Genomic DNA, 21,173 nt, shown 5'->3' on the forward strand with positions numbered 1-21,173 from the left:
TGATAGTTAAAGCTAGTAAGCAATAGTTAGCGTTTAATTAACTATTAAAGAACCCCCAAAAAGCCGACAATGTGACCCTTCCGGCGCAGTAACTTGACAATCCTGGCTTTTTGCAGCGGAGAGAGTTTGGCAAAAATCGTTGTTGTTACTGCTATCTCTGCCAATTCATCATCGGATAAAGCATCGATTTCGCTACCCAAGAGGATGTGATGAACGTACAAGCCAACATCTTTGCAAGTCTTGCGGGCGATAATCTCATTGTCGCCAGTTAACACTTTTACTCGTACGCCATTGCGATCGAGGGCGGCAATTGCCTGAGCAGCAGATTCTTTGGGAGGATCGAGAAAAGCAATATAACCTAACAGGATCAGATTGCACTCGTCGGCAACGGAGTATGTGAGTTGCTCTGTGGACAAATCTTTGTAGGCAACAGCAATAACCCGCAATCCATCTTCATTGAGTTCTCGATCCAACTGGAGTACTTGCGCTTGGATTGACTCGCCCATTGGCAAAATTTGCTCTTGGACTTTAACCCGCGTGCTGACCCGAAGAATTTCTTCGGCTGCGCCTTTGCAAATCAGTATATGCTTATGATGGGTTTCTTCCACCACAACTGACATCCGACGGCGCACGAAATCGAAGGGAATCTCATCAATTTTACGGAAGTCTTTTTCGACTTTCAAATCTTCGTGCAATTCGATGTGTTCGAGGACGGCGATATCTAGCAGATTCTTTAGTCCAGTCTGATAGAAGCTGTTGAGATAGGCATACTCCAGAACTTCCTCGCTTTCTTCGCCATTAATGTCCAGGTGCATCTCTAGCACGATCCGGTCTTGAGTGAGGGTTCCGGTTTTGTCGGTACACAGAACATCCATTGCGCCAAAGCTCTGAATGGAGTCGATGTTTTTGACGATGACTTTTTTCTCGGACATGGCGATCGCGCCCCGCGCTAAATTAGCCGTTACAATCATGGGGAGCATCTCCGGTGTTAACCCCACGGCAACTGAGAGGGCAAAAAAGAATGCCTCAGTCCAATTGCCTTTGAGAAAACCATTGATCGTAAAAACCGCAGGAGCAATTACCAGCATGAAGCGCAGCAGCAGCAAGCTAACATCATTCACCCCCCGATCGAAACTTGTCATCGCTTTTTGACCGACAACGGTTTTGGCTATCGCACCCAGGTATGTATTGCTTCCCGTTTCTATTACCACTGCGGTACCCGTACCGCTAACAATGGTGGTGCCTAGAAAACAAATATTCGCAAGTTCCAATGGGTTTGCGATCTGGGTTTGACTATCAGGTAAGGTTGGCTGTTTCTCGACTGGCAGAGACTCCCCCGTCAGCGCTCCCTGGCTGATAAACAAATCTTTGGCTGAAATAAGCCTTATATCCGCTGGGATCATATCTCCAGCGGACAGATAAATGATATCTCCAGGAACTAAGAACTTGATAGGAATTTCTTTTCTTTTTGGAGGACGTGAATGGAGCGCGACTTTGTATTTTTGCAGGACTTCTGAGGAAATATCCGGACTCAACTCTCTCCGACTTACAGTTGCAGTTGTTCTGACCATTTCCCGCAGTTTTTCCGCCGCAAGGCTGGAGCGAAACTCCTGAGAGAAACGCAGAATTACGCTGAAAATCACCATTATTAAGATGATGGCTGATGCTTCGAGATCGCCTGTCACCCAAGAAATAATTGCCAGCGATATCAAGAGAATGACTAAGGGATTGTGAAACGTTTTTAGGAACTGGATATACCACTTGGGGGGCTTTTCGCGGGCAATCTCATTTAAACCGCATTCCTCTAAACGATCGCGGGATTCTTCCTCGGTCAAACCGTCTGGAGAGGTATCGAGCGATCGCAAGACAGTGGGAACATCCTGACGAGCAATATCGAGAAGTTTTGCTGATAGTGCTGTAGGGAATGCCGGCGTTGCTTGAGAAACTCTTCTTGAGCGAGGCAGCCGTTCTAGAAATCGATGCAAAACCGCTCGGTTAAGCCAATTAAATCTCATAGGAAAAGCCTTTTCCTAATTTCTCCAATTTTAATTGGCAACTGCTATGACCTCTTTATGCTTAAACAATATTTAGGTTAAATCCCCATGTAAATTTAGCTTCAATCGCTTCTATTGCAGAAAAATTTGAGACAATATCCACAGAAGCGATCGCATCAAGAAAAACCTCGGATAACAACAAATCGCGCCCGACTTTTTCCCCACTGACCGAGATTGCTCGAAACAGCCCGGAAGCGATCTGAGGAAAAACCACTAACGACTAACCAATAACTGATAACTAATTGACGAATAGTTGATAACTGATTAGATGTGGAAAAGCTTACAACCGATCGATAAGATTGCACTTACCCTAATTTTAATTCTCAGCCTAGTCATCGGCGGAGTAGTTTTAGGAGGGCAAGCTTGCGGAACGAATTGTGTTTTCGGAATGAAACCGCGAGTGCGCGAGTTTAGTTGGCACAATAAAGCAGTCGGGGCGGAAGATAAAGCATTTATCCTGGATTTCGATCGCCCGATGGATCGAGAAAGCGTCGAAAAAAATCTCGTCATCGATCCTCTGCTACCGGGTAAGATAAGCTGGGCAGGACGAAGACTTGCCTATACCCTAGACGCGCCCGTTCCCTACGGAGAAGCCTATCAAGTTAAGCTCAAGAATGCCAGAGAGCATTTTCGAGGCAAAAAGGAAGCAGGACAAGAAATACAGCCTTTCATCGGTCAATTTCGCAGTCGCGATCGCGCTTTTGCTTACATCGGAACTTTGGGGCACGAACGGGGTAGATTAATTCTCTACAACCTAACTCAAAACAAAAAAGCGATCCTTACCCCTCGCGATTTAGTGGTAGTGGATTTCAAATTCTATCCCGAAGGCGATCGCATTTTATTTTCAGCCGCCCAACGCCATCGAGGCAACGACACCTTAAGGAATCTTCAGCTTTATCGCGTATCTACTCAGATACCGGAAAATGTCTCCGAACGCTCCCAATCAGTAGAGTTAATCCTAGACAATAAAGATTATCAAAATAATCAATTCGATTTGTCCTCCGATGGAAAAACCATCGTCGTTGGGCGAGTCAATCGCAAAAATCCGGCGGATTTTGACTTGTGGGTCCTCAAAAAAGGCAATAAGCCAGAACGCCTCAATGCCCCAGGCGGAGAATTTCTGATTGCGCCTGACGGACAAACGCTAGCGGTAGCACAAGGACAGGGAATTGGCATTATTCCCTTGCAATCAGACGCTCAAGCGATCGAGTTTTTGCCCAAATTTGGTAAAGTTCTCAGCTTTTCGCGGGATGGTTCGGCGGCGGCGATGGTGAATTTTAATATGGATAATGCTAAATTGCGCTATACGCGATCGCTTTTTTATGTCAACAACCAAGGCGTACAAAAAGAACTCCTCAATATCAAAGGTTCGATTCTCGATTGTCAGTTCGATCCCACAGCTACCCATCTCTTCTGCTTGTTAACTCAGTTAATCGAAGGAGAAGAATATCGGGAAGAACCCTACCTTGTCAAAATCGACATCAAGACCTCTCAAGTCATACCCTTAGTAGCCTTACCCGATTATCGGGATATGAAAATTAGTCTTGCCCCCGATGGACTCGGCATTCTTTTCGATCGCATCGTTACCGCCAATAGTAACCATTCAGCCGACCCATTAATAACCAGTTCGGGAGAAACGATTCGCGAGAGTCGTCTTTGGTTGCTGATTCCTCCCCCTGCGGATGCGCCTGGCGGTGCCGAACCCAAATTAGAGGAATTGCCGATAGGGGGTTTTCGTCCCCAGTGGTTGCCGTAGAGATGCTCCTATTGCTCAGCGTTTCGAGCGAAATTGCGATCGCTGTCCTGCCCTGTTAAACTCATACCATTGCTAAAAAAGAGCGCTACAGAGGCTCCATGAAAAAGCCTTATACCAATTTTCAGGTTTTCGCGATCGACATTCTTCTCCCCTCTCCCTATTTGGGAGAGGGGTTGGGGGTGAGGGCGATCGACTATCTGTGTCATTAATGAATGAAAAATGGTATTACACAAAAAGCTTTAGCTAATTGCTGATTGTCAATTGTGAACCGCCCCGCAGGACGTTAGTCCGAGGAGCGGCGAATTGGTATCACTCTCTTTCTTCTAGGCAACTTTGACTTGCCCAACTCGATTTGACGGGAATGTTCGGACAGACAAATCCAGTCCAGATCTTTTAAACGATGGATGAGATTAGAAATGGTAACGCCTAACTCTTCGGCAATTTCGTATAAATGCGACCATTTGGTTAAATCTCGCCCTTGTCTAACTTCTTCTAATTTGTATTGCGGCATCAACAGGCAACTGGCAAAATGTTGCGCCTGCCATTCTATCCCGTTTAAATGAGTATCGCTGCGGCACAATAACGGTTCTACTCGTATGTCTTTTCCTCGCTCGTGCAACTCTAAGCACCGCTTTACCGCTTCTGGATTGACGTGCAACACCCAATGTCCGATTTCATGGGCAATGGTGGATTCCCCAAACCCTCCTCGCAATTTGGGAATATCTTCATTGATTTCGATCAAGCGTTCTAGGGGGAGAATCCTTGCTGCTATCGTACCATCGCGATCGCTCGGTATGCTGTCCCAAACTACATCTAATCCCAGAAATTCAGCTACTCGACTCGCATCTAAAGCCCATTTGGGAGAATAGTTAGGCGTTTGCTGCATTCTGCGCAAGATCTCGGTTGCCTCAGCTTCAATCTCTTGTTTGGAAATGAAACGATACGGTCTGAAGATGTTTGTCATAGTAACTCCTATTGGTCTGCTTCTTGCGCTGCTTGAAACACCTTTTGAGCAAATTCAGGGTTTTCTCGCATTCTCCGAAACAGAGTAGGCATGTTTTTATAGTGTTGTTTGAGAACTTCTTCATCGTTTTGGGGGATGCGTCCGGACAAGAAGATTAATTCTTCAGCATCTAAATCTAAATGAGTTGCTAGCGCTCTGATTACCTCTTCTTTTGGCGGATAATCGGCTCGGTTGTTCTCTAGTTTGGATAAATAGGTGAAATCTAGCCCCAATTTTTCGGCTAGTTCCCGCTGGCTATATCCCTTGTCTTTTCGTGCTTGACGAATCAGATGACCAAAGCTTTGATTCACGTTTTTTTCCTTAATCTATTTTTTATTTTAATCTTGCTTGACGAAAAAATCAACAAGGGATATGATAGTTTTGTTGATGAAAAAATCAAGCAAGCTCTGCAATTCATTTTCAGTCAATCGTGGCAATCAAAAAGATTGCCCGCAAAACAAATTTTTTGACAATTTTTGGAGAATTATTCTTATGGGTAACCTTGCTCCCAAAGAGAGCAAAGAGCAAATTATGGCAGCTTTTGCCAAACTGTTATCCGAACAGAAAAAAGTTGAATCGAAAGTCGCAACCAAAGAAGAAGAAGCCGAAAAAGAAAAGAGCAAACAACTACTAGAAAAAGCTACTGACTATACAGTTGACAACATAGTCAATACAATGGCTTCTCTGCAATTAGATTTTGGTCGTACTATTAATAATCTTTCCGATCGCTTAGTCGAGGAATCTTCTAAATTAGATGAACTCAAGCGAGCCATAGCAGTCAAAAAAGAACAGTTAGAGCAAGTTCATAAAGTGCGTTTAGTAGCTGATGCATTGTATCTTTTAAGACAAGAGCATCAAGAACAGCTAAAAATCCTAGAAAATAAGACCAATAGCCAGCGAGAATCCCTAGAGAAAGAAATAACTCAAACTCGCAAAGCTTGGGAAAAAGAACAGCAAGAATTCGAGGCAAGAGTCTCAGAAGCAGCCGAATTAATTGCGAAACAAAGAGAACAAGAAGTAGCCGATTATCAATATCAAATTGAGCGCGATCGCAAGATCGAAATGAATGAGTACGAAGAATTCAAGCGACAACAAGAAAGAGAACTACAAGAGGCTAATCAAGACAAAGAAAAAGCTTGGCAAGAGCGAGAAAAATTCTTAGCAGATAATGAAGAAGAATTTAAAGCCAATCTCAAGAAAATAGAAGGCTTTGAAGAAACTATTAAACAGGAAACCAATAAAGCTAGAGCAGAAGCCATTAAAGAGACAGAAAGAGATGCCAAAGTTAAAGCCGATCTCTTTGAAAAAGAGTGGGAATTAACTAAACAAGGATATGAATTCAAGATTCAAGCTCTTGATGCCACCATTCAAAAACAAGTCGAACAGATAGCCGAACTCACTACCGAATTACAAAAAGTCACGACTCAAGCACAGAACTTGGCAATAAGAGCATTTCAAGGCAATGGAACCGCTGCTAATTAACTTGATTAACATTCACTAGGAGATTTATTGATGGTTGCTAGAGTAACGTCCAAGAGTACAAAAGCTGAATTAATGGAAGCTTTTGAAGAATTAAAAAAAGAGAAAACAGCCCTAGAATCGCAACTCAAAAAAATTGAACGAGAAAGAAAAACTGAATCTCAAGAATCTTCAATAGCCCATAAGGATAAAGAAGAAAAACAAAAAATCATGAGTTCGATAAACCAAAATAACATTAACCAAATTATTCAAAATCTAGAAAAACTGCAAGTAGGATTTGGTAGTGCAGTTAGTCATTTATCAGAACAACTTATCGCCGAAGCTTCATCCCTTGAAGAACTGCAAACTGAGGTAGCCGAAGAACTAAAAAAATTAGAAGAATTACACGAGATAGAATCAGTCAAAGAAGACACTTTAGATACTTTAGTTGCATCCTATGAAGAAAGTGCAAAAGCATTTGAAGAAGAAATTAGCCAGCGGCGAGAGACGCTAGAACAACAAATTATAGCCTTAAAAAAATCTTGGCAAAAAGATCAAGAAACTTATGCTCGCCAGCTCAAAGAACGCAATGAATTTTATCAAAAAGCACGCCAGCGAGATGAAGAAGAATATTGGTATAACTTGGAATTGGAAAGAGATTTAAGCGAAGAAGAATATCAGCAGCAAAAGAAAAATCTCTACAAAGAATTAGACGAAGCTCGTCAAGCACAAGAAAAGCAGTGGAAACAAAGAGAAGAAAGCATTGCCGAGAAAGAAAAACAATATGCAGAGACAAAACAAAAAGTAGAAGCTTTCGAGCAAGAACTCAAGAAAAAAATCGAACAAGCTCAAGGAGAAGGAAAAGGTATTGGCAACTATCAAGCCAAAGTGAGAGCCGATTTGCGAGCTAAAGAAATTGAAGGAGAAAAACGCAATTACGAACTGCGAATTGGAGCGTTAGAACAAACCATTCAAAATCAGCAGGCTAGAATTCAAAACTTGTCTCAACAACTCGATGCCGCACTCAAACAAGTACAAGATTTGGCAGTTAAAGCGATTGAAGGTGCTTCCAATCGCAATTCATTCGAAGCTATTAAAGAAATTGCTCTGGAACAAGCTAAAAATCAGCAAAAAAACAAGTAGTTTAACCTGAGTTTTGAATAACTTAACTCAGACCTTTTTATGCCTGGGCACGAGAAAAGTGGCGCTCAGGCATAAGATCGACTCGCTTGCTGTAAATATTACAATGAACATGAAATCTATCGAGGAGCTTTGTCAAACAAAACACTAGGCATCGAATCTGTTTCTAAAAATAGTAATTTCTTGCTCTTCGTTGGGAATACTTAAAGGAAACACTATGCGGAGAAATTAAATGGTTGAGAATACTGTTGCGGAAACTCTACCTTCCGGATCTTGTCGTCAAATCCCAGAAGGAATGCCTGTTGATAGTCCACTTAGAGTCATTTGCCATCTCGAATCTTCCCTCAAAGTATTAGACGAGCAGCAACAAGAAATTGCTTCTAAATATCCCGATGGGCCGCAGCGCATTCGAGGATTGGCAGGTACGGGGAAAACGATTCTTTTAGCCAAACGCGCAGCCAAAATCCATTACGAACATCCCGACTGGCAACTTGCTTTTGTCTTTTTTACGCGATCGCTTTACAACCAAATCAAAGAACGCATTAGTACATATTATGGCGAACTCAGCGAGGGAAGAGAACCCAATTGGGATAATTTAAAAGTCTTACATGCCTGGGGAGGCAAAGAACGAGATGGCTTTTATCGGCGGTTAGCCATTGAGTGTGGAATGCAACCCAAAACCGTCAAAGATGTTGAAAATGAAATTGGCAAAGTTTCTCCTGGAGGAGCTTTTAAATATGTTTGTAATATTCTCGAAATAGAAATTACAAATTTTCCTATTCTCTACGACGTTATCTTAATCGATGAAGCTCAAGATTTACCAGCGTCATTTTATCGACTTGTTCGCAATACTTTGAGCGAACCCAAACGACTCTATTGGGCGTATGATGAAGCTCAAGGAATAGACTCTTTAATCGTTCCAGATGCCACTAAAATTTTCGGTCGCAATCCCGACGGAACTCCCGTAGTCGATCTGGGATTGGCAAGTAACGGTTCCTTCTTTTATGAAGGAACCAATATCCGCAAGTCAGAAAATTTAAATCGGTGCTATCGAACACCTAAATCGTTACTAATGGCTGCCCATGCCGTCAATATGGGACTTTTGCGTCAAGGAGGCGTATTGCAGGGAGTTAGCAATCAGCAAGAGTGGAAAAAATTAGGCTATAACGTACTCGAAGGTGACTTCAGCGATGCCAGCGTCAAAGCCAGAAAACAAGTCAAAATCGAACGTCAAGTTGAGAAAAGCCCTCATCCGATCGATCGCGATAATTTTGAAGTTCGAGAAGGAATAAAAGATCTGCTCGCGCTCCAAACTTTTCATGACGAGTCAGAAGAACAGGAATGGATTGCCCAGCAGGTTGCCAAGGACTTGCAAGCGGGACTCGCTCCGTCAGACCTAATGATAACAGCGATCGCCGCAGAAAAAGAGCAGGATTATTTCTGTCGCCTGCAAGAGGCTCTAAAATATTACGGCATCAAAAGTTGCATTGTCGGCACGGATAGCGACCCTAGCGAGTTCGGCAAACCGGGTTGCGTCACGATTGCTAACATTTATCGCGCTAAAGGAAATGAAGCTTGGAAAGTGTATGTCTGTCGCTTCCACTACGCTACTCAGCCTTCGGCATGGAAGAAAGAAAACGAACTGCAAAAGCGCAATGAAGCCTTTGTTGCTATGACTCGCGCCCGCGTTTGGTGCGTAGTGACAGGATTAGAAAATCCGATTTTTGACGAGCTGCGGACGGCAAAAGAACAATTCCCCTTTCTAATTTTTCCAGCTTTTAACAAAAATTCGCTCAAACGAGTCATCGACGAACAAGAGAGCGAATAAATTAGACCTATCTTAGATTATCGACGCAAGAATTTAAGTAGAAGCGGCAGAAATGGGATCGAGGTTAGGACTTACCCAGTCACCTGTCATGCAAGGGCGATAGTGAAGCATCTGGGACTCCTGCGAGATTCTTCCCCTTCGCTATCGCTAGGGGCTACGCTGCGCTTCGGCTCACATCGCTCTCCAATGACAAATTAGGTTTGAGTGCGTAACTCCTGGGGGTTTCCCTGGCTTCTAAATGATAAGTAGGTAGGCAGAATTAAATACACGTAGTGCGCTCATCGTAGCGTGCGCTCGCCATTAGCGCATACGTCCTGCTCGCGCGAGCGGGACGCTCGCACTACCTCGCGCTACAACGATCTGGAGATTAATTCTGCTCATCTATTTATCAACGCAGGGGAGCCATGAAGTAATCCATCGTTTGCACCGTCAATACCTGGGGCGGCGTGGCATCGGGAGGATAAAGTAAGTCTATATTCACTTCGCGCGACTCTCCCGGCTGCAAATTTAGAGTTAAGAATGGCTGTCCTTGCTGTCCCTGTCGCTGGACGATATGGAAATATCTTCGCTCGATTAGCCCGCTATCGCCTTTATACTCAACTCGTATCGTTCCTCGGAAAAATACTTGTCCTCTTGGCGCTTTTAGGAAAAATAGACGATCCGAATACTTATCCTGTTTGAGCGGCGTTTGTATCGATAGCGCTACGGTTTGCCGTTTATCGGTGTTGTTAATTAGCGGTAGGGTCAAATTGTAGTGCACTGCATAATTGCCGTGAGCGCGGAAAGCTGTATCGGGATAGCGTACTTGCATTGGGGCGCTTTGTATCTGTCGAGTTCCGTGAGTGCCTCGATTGACCGTACTCAGGGGATAGGAAAAGGCTTTTCCTCGTTCGGGGATGCTCAGATTGGACGTACCCGGATCGACTAACGTGCCTATCCATTCCGAACCGACAGAGATACCAGCCACGCGACCGTAAATGATTTTCTCGATCCGAGGATCGTCTATAGCGTGTAGTGGCGTTGGCGGTCTGTCTCTGGGGACGACTAATCTTCCTTCAACCAGGATTTTCTGCCATTCCTCTAAAGTCGGGGCGCGGAAAGAAGTCGTGCGGGCGTTGCTCCTATCCTTGGTCTTGGATGCCGTTTCGGGAAGGTTGGGAACCTGGTACATGGATAAATTCGCCATGTACACGGGACCGTCGCTTTCCAAGCGCATGAAGGTAGAACGGGCGCTACCAGTCGTAATCGGCAAGTTAAAGAGCATGCGAGTCTGATAGGGAGGAATCAAGATTTGAGTGGGAAAATTCGAGTGCCCGATCCCTCGCAAAATATCTCCCATCAATCTAGATCCCGGTCCGGAAAACACTCGACCCCAGCGATCCTCAACAATAGCAGGGAGATTGATGAAAGGCGCATCGGGTTCGGTCAGATAGCTAGCCCCTTGCAAAACTCTCAGCCTTACCAGTTGTTCGCTAGGGTTGTAAACGATAACGCCTTGATAAAGCGTCCGCCTCTGTTCCTGTGGTCTGGCGATGTGATGGGTAAAGAGATCGAAACGTCCTTCTAGGGTAAGTCCTAGGTGAGCGCTAGGAAATTGCATGCCAGCCGATGGAAAGGTGGACAAGAGAATGCCTTCAGTTTGAACGACTTCGGGACTGTTGCTGTTGAAGACTAAAACGTCATTCAGTTTTCCGGGTAAGGAGCGGATCTCCTGGGATTGTATGATATATTGCTGCTGCGTTAAGGATGGCGGCGTAGCAGCTTGAGCGATTATGACTGAGGAGAGTAAGGGCAGCATTAACCCGAAAATTCACCATTTTTAAGTTTCCTTTAAGCTTGTGCTGTCTTACTCGCGTTTGTCAAGCCTTTTAATAGATGACAAACCCATCTAGATCTATAGATAACTTAAAAGCAACTATTGCGTTTAAATATATAATTATTGCTAATAAGTATCTTTACGAATTGACATTTTACAAATTCAGTGTTCTGGGTAAGGATAAAGAAAGATTAAGCCAACTTACGATCGCTCGCTCAAGTTTTGGAGACAACACTTTATGGTTGCACTGACTGCGCGTTCTCAAAGTACTCGTCCGTCAAGTCGCTTGACGATGCAAACCGTCGAGATCGGCGACCAAACGATCGCCATTCGCTCGCTCGACTGGGATCGCGATCGCTTCGACATCGAATTTGGTCTGCGGAACGGAACGACTTACAATTCTTTTCTGATTCGGGGAGAGAAAACCGCTCTCATCGATACCTCTCATCGCAAATTCGAGCAATTGTACCTGGATGTCCTGAGTGGGCTAATCGATCCTGCTACCCTAGATTATCTCGTTGTCAGCCATACCGAACCCGACCACAGCGGCTTGGTCAAAGAAATCTTGCAACTAGCGCCAAACGTTACCGTGGTCGGGGCCAAAGTGGCGATTCAGTTTCTAGAAAACATGGTGCATCAGCCTTTCAAATACCAAATGGTCAAGAATGGCGATCGCATCGACTTAGGCAACGGACACGAGTTAACATTCGTCTCTGCCCCTAATTTACACTGGCCCGATACAATCTTTACCTATGATGCCAAGACACGAATCCTCTTCACCTGCGACGTGTTTGGCATGCACTATTGCGACGACTATACGTTTGACGAGGAGCCAGATCTTATCGAAGAAGACTTTAAATATTACTACGATTGCCTAATGGGTCCCAATGCTCGTTCGGTGCTGTCCGCCTTAAAACGGATAGAAAAACTGGAGCTAGCAACGATCGCCACCGGACACGGACCGCTGCTGCAACATCACATCCCAGACTGGGTAGAGCGCTATCAAGGTTGGAGTCAAGAGCAGGCAAAAACGGATACGCTCGTGGCTCTATTCTATGTCGAAGATTACGGTTTTAGCGATCGCGTCGCGCGAGCAATCGCCCAGGGTATTACCAGGACTGAGGTAGCCGTAGAGCTGGTAGATTTGAATGAAGTAGACCCCCATGAAGTGCGGGAATTAGTCAACCAGGCGAAGGGATTGGTCATCGGCATGCCTCCCCAGTCTTCGAGCGCAGCCCATGCCGCCCTGAGTACGATTTTAGCCGCCGCGCACAGCAAGCAATCTGTCGGACTGTTTGAGTCCGGCGGCGGTGAAGACGAGCCGATTTTTCCCCTGCGCAACAAGTTTCAGGAAATTGGATTAACAGAAGCGTTTCCGCCGATTTTGCTCAAACAAGCGCCCAATCCAATCATCGAGCAAGCTTGCGAAGAAGCTGGAACCCATTTAGGTCAGTCGCTGACAAGAGATCGTACCATCAAGCAAATCAAATCCCTCGATAACCATTTAGAGCGTGCCCTGGGACGAATCAGCAGCGGACTGTACATTATTACCGCTAAAAAAGGCGATCTTTCTAGCGCAATGGTTGCTTCTTGGGTAATGCAAGCCAGTCTCGAACCTTTGGGAGTCGCCATTGCAGTCGCTAAAGACCGCGCCATCGAGTCAATACTACACGCAGGCGATCGCTTCGTTCTCAATGTCCTAGAGGAAGGCAATTACCAAAAACTGATGAGACATTTTCTCAAGCGCTTACCCTCCGGTAGCGATCGCTTTACTGGCATCAAAACCTATCCTGCCAGCAATGGTGCCGCGATTTTGGCAGATGCCCTTGCCTATATGGAATGCGAAGTGAATAGTCGCATGGAGTGCAGCGACCACTGGATTATTTACAGCACCGCGACAACCGGACGAGTGGCGAAACCAGATGCCCTGACTGCCGTCCACCATCGCAAAGTCGGAAATCACTATTAGTCATTGGTCATTAGCCATTTATTGGATTTTCATCATGTACGAAAACCTTAAAAACTCTCCACTGGAACGGTATAGCTGGTTAAGTCTGAGTCGCATCGTCTTTGCCCTCGAACTCGTTCAAGACTTGATTGTCATTTGTCTGTGCATCGGTCTGTTTAGCTTCATGGTGCTGGAGATAAGAGAGATGTTTGTCTCCTTGCTGCCACCATTAGAGTTTCAGGCTGTTACTGCCGATATCTTGTTTTTGTTGATTTTGGTCGAGTTATTCCGATTGCTGATTATTTACCTCAAAGAACGGAGAGTCTCCATCGGCGTTGCTGTAGAAGTCGCTATTGTCTCCGTTCTGCGAGAAATTATCGTGCGAGGCGTACTGGAAACCAATTGGAGCCAGGTTTTAGCGACTTGTGCTTTCTTACTCGTGCTAGGAGTATTGCTGATAGTTAGGGTTTGGCTGCCACCAACATTTGATGGAATCGACCCAGAGCAAGAGATCGCCAAACGCCATAAGAAGCGCATGACGAAGGAAATGGTCGAATCAAACAGACATTACCAAGACTAAGCCGCCCTCAGCTGTCAACCATTAAACCTCCCAATCTAAAATCTTAAATCCAAAATTATCATGATGTCCTCCCAAACGTTATCGACTACAACAACTCGTCCTCGCGACGTTCAAGTCGCCGAAATCGGTAAAGAAACCATCGTTTTGCGATCGCGTACTTGGGATCGCCTCAAGTTTGAAGTAGAATATGCTCGCCAAAGGGGAACGACCGCTAATTCCTATCTGATTCGATCCGATCGAACTGCCTTAATCGATCCGCCAGGAGAATCGTTTACCCAAATTTACTTACAACAATTGCGGCAGCATCTGGATTTAGCCGCTTTGGATTACGTCATCCTCGGTCACGTCAATCCCAACCGCATGGCAACTCTAAAAGTTTTGCTCGATGAAGCGCCCCAGGCGAAGTTGATTTGTTCTCGACCGGGTGCCAACGCGCTCAAAGCTACTTTTCCTGCCTGGGAGTCGAAAATTGAGATCGTTCGTTCGGAAGATAGCCTTGACTTGGGACAAGGACACGAATTACAGTTCGTCACCGTGCCGACTCCCCGTTGGGCAGACGGACTGTGTACCTACGATCCTCAAACTCGCATTTTATATACCGATAAGTTCTTTGGCGTTCACATCTGCGACGATGCTATCTGGGATGAAAACTGGAAGCAGCTAGACGAAGATCGGCTTTACTACTTCGACTGCCTCCATGCAACCCAGGCAAAACAAGTAGAGGCGGCGCTAGACAAATTGACATCTTTCTCGGCGAGGTGCTACGCTCCCAGTCACGGACCACTGGTTCGCTATAGCCTTAGTCGCTTTACCTACGATTACCGCGACTGGTGCCAGCAACAGAAAACTAGAGAATTGCGGGTTGCCTTGCTCTATGCTTCTGCCTATGGCAATACGACTGCCCTAGCTAGCGCGATCGCGCAAGGACTCCTGCAAGGTGGAGTAGCAGTCGAGTCGATTAACTGCGAACTGGCAGATCCTGCCGAGATTACCCGCGCCGTTGAAGCTTGCGATGCTTTTATTATCGGCTCTCCCACCCTAGGCGGTCACGCTCCAGTCCAAATTCAGACGGCGCTGGGGATCGTTCTGGCGGCAGCGGCAAAAACTAAGCTAGCCGGGGTGTTTGGCTCCTATGGCTGGAGTGGAGAAGCGATCGACTTGATTGAGGGCAAGCTGAGGGATGCCAATTATCGCTTTGGCTTTGAAACCATCCGCGTTCGCTTTAGTCCCACGCCGACAATTTTGCAAGAGTGTGAAGATGCGGGAGCTGAATTTGCCCAGAAGTTGAAGAAAACGAAGAAGCTACAGACTCCTCGCCAGGGGCTAAGCGAAGCGCAAGCCGATCGCACCGAACAGGCAGTCGCGCGTATCATCGGGTCTTTGTGCGTCGTTACTACCCGACGCGGCGAAACTCACCACGGATTCCTTACTTCTTGGGTATCTCAAGCCACATTCAATCCGCCGGGTTTGATGCTTGCCGTCGCCGAAGACCAAAATGCCGAATTGATGATTCATCCCGGCGATCGCTTCGTCCTCAACATTCTCAAAGAGGGACGCAACCTCAGACGGCATTTCTCCTATCGCGCTACGCCAGGGGAAAACCCGTTTGCCCAGCTTGACACGCAAACGGCCGAAAATGACTGTCTCATTCTCAACGAAGCACTTGCCTATCTCGAATGCACGGTACAAAATCGGATGCAATGCGGCGATCGCTGGTTGGTCTACGCCACTGTCAGTCGAGGCGACGTAATCGAATCCGACGGCGTTACCGCGATCGCTCACCGCAAGACGGCGAGTTATTAGCAGCGTTCGGTCACTCCCGCGAAAGTCTCTTTTTATACTGGTCGATATTCTTTTGCAGTAAATCGAGGACTTCGGTGGCGATTTCAATAATTTGATTGGCTCCAAAACCCGCTTTGGTGAGTTCTTTATAAAACGATTTGGCTACGATTTTGGCTAATTTTGTGGGATTGGGAGCGATCGCGATCCCACTTTCTGAGGGAATTTCTGCCAATTCTCGAACGACAGCCCTCTCGACGAATCTAGAACGCAAGATTGCTTGCATCTGAGCAATATGAATGGATTTTCCGATAAATAAAGCAAAAAGTTTGAGGGTTTCTAAATCTTGCTCTTTAAAGCTTTTTCCATTTAACGGAATGCTGACATTAATGACGCCAATGGTCTGCTCTCCAAATGGAATGGGGGCAGAAATTAAACTCTTATTCGCTTCATTTAGATAGCGGGCAGCCTCAACAAATTGCGACTGGGTAATATCCTCAATCAATAGCGGTGTGCCCGTAGCAGCGACGTAGCCAGCAATTCCCTCGTTGAGCGACGTTATTTGTTGGTAAGCCGATTGAGGCAGGTTGCCATAGTGAGTAAAAACTCGCAGGTAGTAGCCGTCATTGTCTTGCGTTGGCGACTCGGACAGCAGCATAATCGAGCAGCGTTGTGCGTCGAGCATTTGGGCTGTTAGAGAGGCAACTTCTCGCAAACCCTGCTCTAGATCGGTTTGCTCCTCCAGTAAATTGGAAACGCCGAGTAACTGTAAGATAAAGCTGTTGGAATTGTCCATATCTATCGCGATAGGTAGAAAGTCCGGTAAACTCGGATCGTCTTGGCAAATGGATCGGCTTTGTGAAGAAAAACTTCAGGATTTTGCTACTCTATAGTGTTAGAGATCGAGGATTTTAGGGAACTCTATCATTGTAATCCTTGCTCGCCGTTAATCTAAGATGACTAATCCGCAGGAAGTTCGTCATATCCTGGTTATTGAAGATCAGAAGTCGAGACGCATTATCTCTCTCAAAGACGAAACTTATTCTATCGGTCGCGACCCTAACTGTGCCATTGTTTTATACGATCGCCAAGTCTCTCGCCATCATGCCACGCTCGTTCAAGTAGCCGACCTCGAAGATAGCGATCGCTATTTTTATCGAGTAGTTGACGGCGATTCGCAGGGAAAAAGAAGCACGAATGGAATCAGCGTTAATGGCAAGCGCTGCCTCTCTCACGACTTGAAACACGGGGATTTAGTCTGGTTTGGCAATAAATCAAAAGCGAGCTATCATATTATATCTACCGCTTCAGAACTTTACTTGCTTAAAGCAGGCGAACAAGCTGAAAGACCTAAGCCACCGCTCGCCAATTTTAGCCGAGACACCCAAAGCGATGACATCGATGCAAAAAAGACGATTGCCTTATCCCATCCCTCCGAACTCGCCCATCAAAAAGATTTAGCCAGGTTATCTTCTCTAGCAGAATTTAGCCCCAATCCGATTATTGAAATTGATTTTCAAGGAAAAATTAATTATCTCAATCCGTCCGCTAGCGTCAAGTTTCCCGACCTTCAAGAACGACAACTAGAACATCCCATTCTCAAAGACATTCTCACCCAATCTCAGTGTCGAGAAGGCACTTCCCTAATTCGCGAAGTCCAAGTCGATCGCGAAATTTTTGAACAACACATTCACTATCTAATCGACAATAAAGTTATTAGAAGCTACATTTTTGACGTTACTAAGTATAAAAAACTCGAAGTCGGTTTCAAAAATAGCGAGGAACGATACAAATTCATAGTCCAGCGAGCATCAGAAGGAATTTTCTTAGTAGACGCTCAAACCAAACAAATTATTGAAGCCAATCCGGCTTATTGTAATTTACTCGGATATTCCCCAGAAGAACTGTCCAAACTGACGCTATACGATATCGTTGGCGGCGATCGCGAAACTCTAGAAGGCGAACTTCAGCAAATCGGTTCGGATCGACCCCATTTCGTAGCCGAGTCCGAGCATCGTCGAAAAGACGGTTCCTTCGTTAGCGTCGAAGCCAACATCAGCCGTACCGACAACTACGACAATAAAGAGATTTTCTGCTTCGCCGTGCGGGATATCAGCGAGCGAAAGAAATCGCAAGAAATGCTACGCTATCAAGCCTTTCACGATGCGCTGACCAATCTCCCCAACCGTACTCAGTTTACAAAACAATTAGCTGCGGCGATCGATAATGCCAAACAACAAGAGCAACTAATGGCAGTCATGTTCCTCGATCTCGACTCGTTTAAGAACGTCAACGATACCCTCGGTCATAGCATCGGCGATCGCCTTCTGCAAAACTTTTCTCAGCGTCTGGGATCGTGCGTGCGAGAGGGCGATATCATCGCCCGCTGGGGCGGAGATGAATTCACCGTGCTCTTGCCGAAAATCAGAAGTGCCGACGATACCGTCAGACTGGCCCAGAGAATTTTTGACGTTCTCAAAAAGCCCTTTGAAATCGATAAGCATCAACTGAATATCAAAACCAGTATCGGGATTGCCGTCTATCCCCAAGACGGGGAGGATGCAGAAACGCTGCTGAAAAATGCCGATGCTGCCCTCTATCGCACCAAAGATCTAGGGCGAAATCACTATCAGTTCTACAATCCCAACATGACCTCCGAAGCTTCCCTGATCGTGAAGCTCGAAACCCTACTGCATCAAGCTCTGGAGCGCAAAGAATTCTATCTGAACTACCAGCCTCAAGTGCAACTGGCGACGGGCGAAGTGACTGGCATGGAGGCACTCTTGCGCTGGCAGCACCCTGAATTGGGCGTTGTCTCTCCCGCTAAATTTATTCCCTTAGCGGAAAAAACCGACCTGATGATCCACATCGGCAAATGGGCGATCGAAACTGCCTGCGAGCAAAATCTGGCTTGGCAGCGGGCGGGCTTGCCTCCCATCCCCATCAGCGTTAACCTTTCCGCCAGGGAATTAAAACAGCCGAATCTTGCTGAAGTCGTTGCCAGAATCGTTGACAAAACCGGACTCGATCCCCAATGGCTGGAGTTGGAGATTACCGAAGTCAGGCTAAGAGAAAATCTAGAAGTCGCGCAAACGACGCTGCGAGATCTGCAAAACCTAGGGGTTCGCATTGCCTTAGACGATTTTGGCACGGGCTTTTCATCCTTGGGCTATCTCAAGCAATTTGCTTTCCGTACCCTTAAGATCGATCGCACCTTCATTCGCGATCTCAGGGGCAATCCCCAGGAACGCGGGATTATCTCGGCAGCGATCGCGCTAGGACGCGGCTTCAATTTGAGAGTGGTTGCCGTAGGAGTAGAAACGCAGCAGCAACTCGATTTGTTGCGCAGTCTTCAGTGCGAACAAGCGCAAGGGTATTGGTTCGGTCGTCCCCTGTCTAAAGACGAAGCAACTCAATTGCTGATCGGGGGCAGTGCATCCAGAGGATAAACCCGTTTAACTTTGTAAGTGATAGATTGAAATCAGTTCAGGGAATTCTATAGACAACCCCTTTCTCTTCCCCTTCATCTGTCGTCGATGGAAAGTCTACAGCCCTTCCGCCATGTTTTAGTCATCGAAGATCAAAAGGCTAGGCGTATCGTTGTTCTGGAGCAATCGACTTATTCGGTCGGTCGGGAGTCAAGCAACGATATTGTCATTTACGATCGCATTGTTTCTCGCCATCATGCCACTTTATTGCGAATCAAAAAATCTCCCCGTCACGATAGCTATTTCTATCGAATTATCGACGGAGATTTAGAAGGAAATAAAAGTACAAATGGCTTAATGATTAATGGAAAACGTTGCGAATCCCATAACCTCAAACATGGCGATGTCATTTTACTCGGCAACAAGGCAAAACTGAGTTACTATATCCTGTCCAATGCTATAGACATTGCTTTGTTCAACCCCATCGAATCTGCCAAGGTAGAGTCGTTGAGCGAGGCAACGATTTCCTGGAGTGACAATTATAAATCGACCGCGATCGAATCCGAAAAGCTCGAACAATTCGATCGCGATGACTTGATGCGATTGGCTTCTTTTCCCGAACTAAGTCCCAATCCCATTATCGAGATCGATTATGAGGGAAATCTCACCTATCTCAACCCAGCTGCCAGCATCAAATTTAGCAACATGCAGCGGGCAAGTCTCGAACATCCGATTTTGATGGGTTTGCTCGCTCAAGCGCCCAATGTTGAGGGGAACTTGCTGTTGCGAGAGGTAAAAGTTGGGGAGGAAGTTTACGAACAATACGTTCACTTCCTTTCGGAAAACAAGCTAATTAGAAGTTATCTGTTCGATGTCACCGAACGAAAACGCGCCCAAGAAAACCTTCAGTATCAAGCTTTTCACGACTCGCTTACCAATCTGCCCAACCGAGCCTTTTTTAACGAACAACTCGCGATCGCTCTTGCCAATGCCAAACGGAATCGCAACCTGATGGCAGTTATGTTTCTCGATCTCGATGGGTTTAAAAATATTAACGATACGCTCGGTCACACAATTGGCGATCGTCTCTTGCAAAGCTTTGCCAAACGCTTGAGTGCCTGTCTGCGGGGAGGAGATACTTTAGCTCGCTGGGGCGGTGACGAGTTTACGATCCTGCTGCCGCAAATTCGTAGCGCCGAGGATACAATCAAACTCGCCCAACGAATTCTCAACGAATTAAAGCTGCCTTTCGAGATCTCCGAAAATCAAATATACATCAAAAGCAGCATCGGAATCGCGCTTTATCCCCAGGACGGTCAAGATGCAGAAACCCTCGTCAAACATGCCGATGCTGCCCTTTATCGTGCTAAAGAACAAGGTCGCGATCGCTATCGATTCTACAGTTCTAGCATGGCTTCCAAAGCCTCTCTGCTGCTGAAACTAGAAGGACTACTGCGCCAAGCACTAAACAAGAACGAGCTGTCTTTGCACTATCAACCCCAGGCAGATGTCAAAACCAATGTGCTGACAGGGATAGAAGCGCTTCTGCGTTGGTCTCATCCCGAATTAGGACAGGTTTCGCCGGTCAAATTAATCCCTCTAGCTGAAGAAACCGACCTCATCGTACCTTTGAGTGAGTGGGTTTTACAGACTGCTTGCAAGCAAAATCGCCTTTGGCAAGAAGCGGGCTTGCAATTGGTGCCTGTAGCCGTGAATTTCTCGCTTCGCCAGTTTCATCAACCCAATTTCGTCAAAATGGTGATGCGAACCCTAGAAGAAACGAGATTGGAGCCTCAGTGGCTGGAGATAGAAATTACAGAAGCTGCGATCGCGCACAATCTCGATTATGCTCTTCAGACGCTTCAATCGTTGCGTCAGATAGGCATTCGCTTCGCTCTAGACGATTTTGGCACCGGGCAGACTTCTCTTAGCTATCTGCAAAAATTTTCTTTTCATACGCTCAAAATCGATCGCTCTCTCATCCAAATCCTAAAGGATAATCCCCACGATAGCGCGATGGTTAGGGCGATCGTTGCTTCGGGACGCAGCTTTAATTTAAGAGTTGTCGCAGAAGGGGTGGAAAATCTCCAACAACTCGAAATCTTACAACGCCTGCAATGCGAAGAAGTTCAAGGGTATTGGTTTAGCCGCCCTTTGAAGCCAGAAGATGCTACTCAATTTTTAGTCCGCAGTCGGGTGGAAGCGTAACCAATTCGGAGTTAGATCGATTACATAAATACGAGAATGAAATAGCCCTAGGTAACGGGTAAGGAGAAAAGGGACATTTTTCTCTTTAACCTTTCCCTGCATTTGGATTAGCATCTTTCTCAGTATTTTTACGCAATCACTTAAGCAACTGAAGTCAGCTTCACGAGAAATTTAA

Annotated in this window: 15 protein-coding genes and 1 pseudogene; 9 read left to right on the plus strand and 7 right to left on the minus strand. The window is 46.0% G+C overall.

What is annotated here, in order from left to right; translation table 11 throughout:
• Window positions 1-53 precede the first annotated feature (53 nt).
• Together mgtA and NIES593_RS14705 are read right to left on the minus strand one after the other, a co-directional pair.
• Window positions 54-2,015: pseudogene (mgtA, locus tag NIES593_RS14700) on the minus strand (magnesium-translocating P-type ATPase); the annotation flags it as partial.
• A 61-nt stretch (window positions 2,016-2,076) separates the two neighbouring features.
• Window positions 2,077-2,268 (minus strand): hypothetical protein, encoded by a 192-nt coding sequence (locus NIES593_RS14705; RefSeq protein ID WP_073600298.1) that lies wholly within the window; start codon window positions 2,266-2,268, stop codon window positions 2,077-2,079.
• A 54-nt stretch (window positions 2,269-2,322) separates the two neighbouring features.
• On the opposite strand from NIES593_RS14705, the gene NIES593_RS14710 reads away from it, so the two are divergent.
• Window positions 2,323-3,810: an Ig-like domain-containing domain gene (locus tag NIES593_RS14710; RefSeq protein WP_073600299.1), complete on the plus strand. Its 1,488-nt coding sequence runs from the start codon at window positions 2,323-2,325 to the stop codon at window positions 3,808-3,810.
• 8 nt (window positions 3,811-3,818) lie between these two features.
• On the opposite strand, the gene NIES593_RS14715 is transcribed toward NIES593_RS14710, so the two are convergent.
• The 3 genes from NIES593_RS14715 to NIES593_RS14725 form a co-directional block, all read right to left on the minus strand.
• Window positions 3,819-4,016: a hypothetical protein gene (locus NIES593_RS14715; RefSeq protein ID WP_073600300.1), complete on the minus strand. Its 198-nt coding sequence runs from the start codon at window positions 4,014-4,016 to the stop codon at window positions 3,819-3,821.
• Window positions 4,017-4,093: 77 nt separating this feature from the next.
• Window positions 4,094-4,774, minus strand: coding sequence for an ImmA/IrrE family metallo-endopeptidase (locus tag NIES593_RS14720; protein WP_073600301.1), 681 nt, complete (start codon window positions 4,772-4,774; stop codon window positions 4,094-4,096).
• Window positions 4,775-4,782: 8 nt separating this feature from the next.
• Window positions 4,783-5,124: a helix-turn-helix domain-containing protein gene (locus tag NIES593_RS14725; protein ID WP_015145250.1), complete on the minus strand. Its 342-nt coding sequence runs from the start codon at window positions 5,122-5,124 to the stop codon at window positions 4,783-4,785.
• 181 nt (window positions 5,125-5,305) lie between these two features.
• On the opposite strand from NIES593_RS14725, the gene NIES593_RS14735 reads away from it, so the two are divergent.
• The 3 genes from NIES593_RS14735 (at window position 5,306) to NIES593_RS14745 (ending at window position 9,239) form a co-directional block, all read left to right on the plus strand.
• On the plus strand, window positions 5,306-6,295 hold the full coding sequence (locus NIES593_RS14735; RefSeq protein WP_073600303.1) for a coiled-coil domain-containing protein: 990 nt from the start codon (window positions 5,306-5,308) through the stop codon (window positions 6,293-6,295).
• A gap of 30 nt (window positions 6,296-6,325) precedes the next feature.
• Window positions 6,326-7,414, plus strand: a complete 1,089-nt coding sequence (locus NIES593_RS14740; protein WP_073600304.1) for a coiled-coil domain-containing protein — start codon at window positions 6,326-6,328, stop codon at window positions 7,412-7,414.
• Between the two features lie 229 nt (window positions 7,415-7,643).
• Entirely contained in the window at window positions 7,644-9,239 is a 1,596-nt protein-coding gene (locus NIES593_RS14745; RefSeq protein ID WP_073600305.1) for a DEAD/DEAH box helicase, read from the plus strand.
• Window positions 9,240-9,627: 388 nt separating this feature from the next.
• Here NIES593_RS14745 and NIES593_RS14750 read toward each other — a convergent pair whose 3' ends face one another.
• Window positions 9,628-11,037 carry a DUF3370 domain-containing protein gene (locus tag NIES593_RS14750; protein ID WP_073600306.1) on the minus strand — a complete coding sequence of 470 codons (1,410 nt, stop codon included), beginning with the start codon at window positions 11,035-11,037 and terminating at the stop codon, window positions 9,628-9,630.
• 256 nt (window positions 11,038-11,293) lie between these two features.
• Between NIES593_RS14750 and NIES593_RS14755 the strand changes: the two genes are divergently transcribed.
• The 3 genes from NIES593_RS14755 (at window position 11,294) to NIES593_RS14765 (ending at window position 15,386) form a co-directional block, all read left to right on the plus strand.
• Window positions 11,294-13,024, plus strand: a complete 1,731-nt coding sequence (locus tag NIES593_RS14755) for a diflavin flavoprotein (protein WP_073600307.1) — start codon at window positions 11,294-11,296, stop codon at window positions 13,022-13,024.
• Window positions 13,025-13,058: 34 nt separating this feature from the next.
• Window positions 13,059-13,583 carry a phosphate-starvation-inducible PsiE family protein gene (locus tag NIES593_RS14760; RefSeq protein WP_073600308.1) on the plus strand — a complete coding sequence of 175 codons (525 nt, stop codon included), beginning with the start codon at window positions 13,059-13,061 and terminating at the stop codon, window positions 13,581-13,583.
• Between the two features lie 63 nt (window positions 13,584-13,646).
• The gene (locus NIES593_RS14765) at window positions 13,647-15,386 is read left to right on the plus strand and encodes a diflavin flavoprotein (RefSeq protein ID WP_073600309.1); all 1,740 of its coding nucleotides are present in this window, start codon (window positions 13,647-13,649) and stop codon (window positions 15,384-15,386) included.
• A 10-nt stretch (window positions 15,387-15,396) separates the two neighbouring features.
• Here the strand turns inward: NIES593_RS14765 and NIES593_RS14770 are convergent, their stop codons facing one another.
• A complete protein-coding gene (locus NIES593_RS14770) occupies window positions 15,397-16,158 on the minus strand; it encodes a GAF domain-containing protein (RefSeq protein WP_073600310.1) in 762 nt (253 codons plus the stop codon).
• 160 nt (window positions 16,159-16,318) lie between these two features.
• Here NIES593_RS14770 and NIES593_RS14775 point away from each other — a divergent pair, with 160 nt between their 5' ends.
• Both NIES593_RS14775 and NIES593_RS14780 read left to right on the plus strand, forming a co-directional pair.
• Window positions 16,319-18,811, plus strand: coding sequence for an EAL domain-containing protein (locus NIES593_RS14775; RefSeq protein ID WP_073600311.1), 2,493 nt, complete (start codon window positions 16,319-16,321; stop codon window positions 18,809-18,811).
• Between the two features lie 87 nt (window positions 18,812-18,898).
• The gene (locus NIES593_RS14780; protein ID WP_073600312.1) at window positions 18,899-20,998 is read left to right on the plus strand and encodes an EAL domain-containing protein; all 2,100 of its coding nucleotides are present in this window, start codon (window positions 18,899-18,901) and stop codon (window positions 20,996-20,998) included.
• The last annotated feature ends 175 nt before the right edge of the window (window positions 20,999-21,173 follow it).

This window comes from Hydrococcus rivularis NIES-593 (assembly GCF_001904635.1).
Classification (GTDB): Bacteria; Cyanobacteriota; Cyanobacteriia; order Cyanobacteriales; family Microcystaceae; genus Hydrococcus; species Hydrococcus rivularis.

Excerpts from the sequence above, each read along its gene's own strand:
- NIES593_RS14780 (WP_073600312.1), top strand. The coding sequence starts at position 18,899 with ATGGAAAGTCTACAGCCCTTCCGCCATGTTTTAGTCATCGAAGATCAA.
- NIES593_RS14775 (WP_073600311.1), top strand. The coding sequence starts at position 16,319 with ATGACTAATCCGCAGGAAGTTCGTCATATCCTGGTTATTGAAGATCAG.
- NIES593_RS14770 (WP_073600310.1), bottom strand. The coding sequence starts at position 16,158 with ATGGACAATTCCAACAGCTTTATCTTACAGTTACTCGGCGTTTCCAAT.
- NIES593_RS14745 (WP_073600305.1), top strand. The coding sequence starts at position 7,644 with ATGGTTGAGAATACTGTTGCGGAAACTCTACCTTCCGGATCTTGTCGT.
- NIES593_RS14715 (WP_073600300.1), bottom strand. The coding sequence starts at position 4,016 with ATGACACAGATAGTCGATCGCCCTCACCCCCAACCCCTCTCCCAAATA.
- NIES593_RS14755 (WP_073600307.1), top strand. The coding sequence starts at position 11,294 with ATGGTTGCACTGACTGCGCGTTCTCAAAGTACTCGTCCGTCAAGTCGC.
- NIES593_RS14740 (WP_073600304.1), top strand. The coding sequence starts at position 6,326 with ATGGTTGCTAGAGTAACGTCCAAGAGTACAAAAGCTGAATTAATGGAA.
- NIES593_RS14750 (WP_073600306.1), bottom strand. The coding sequence starts at position 11,037 with ATGCTGCCCTTACTCTCCTCAGTCATAATCGCTCAAGCTGCTACGCCG.
- NIES593_RS14710 (WP_073600299.1), top strand. The coding sequence starts at position 2,323 with ATGTGGAAAAGCTTACAACCGATCGATAAGATTGCACTTACCCTAATT.
- NIES593_RS14735 (WP_073600303.1), top strand. The coding sequence starts at position 5,306 with ATGGGTAACCTTGCTCCCAAAGAGAGCAAAGAGCAAATTATGGCAGCT.
- NIES593_RS14765 (WP_073600309.1), top strand. The coding sequence starts at position 13,647 with ATGTCCTCCCAAACGTTATCGACTACAACAACTCGTCCTCGCGACGTT.
- NIES593_RS14720 (WP_073600301.1), bottom strand. The coding sequence starts at position 4,774 with ATGACAAACATCTTCAGACCGTATCGTTTCATTTCCAAACAAGAGATT.
- NIES593_RS14760 (WP_073600308.1), top strand. The coding sequence starts at position 13,059 with ATGTACGAAAACCTTAAAAACTCTCCACTGGAACGGTATAGCTGGTTA.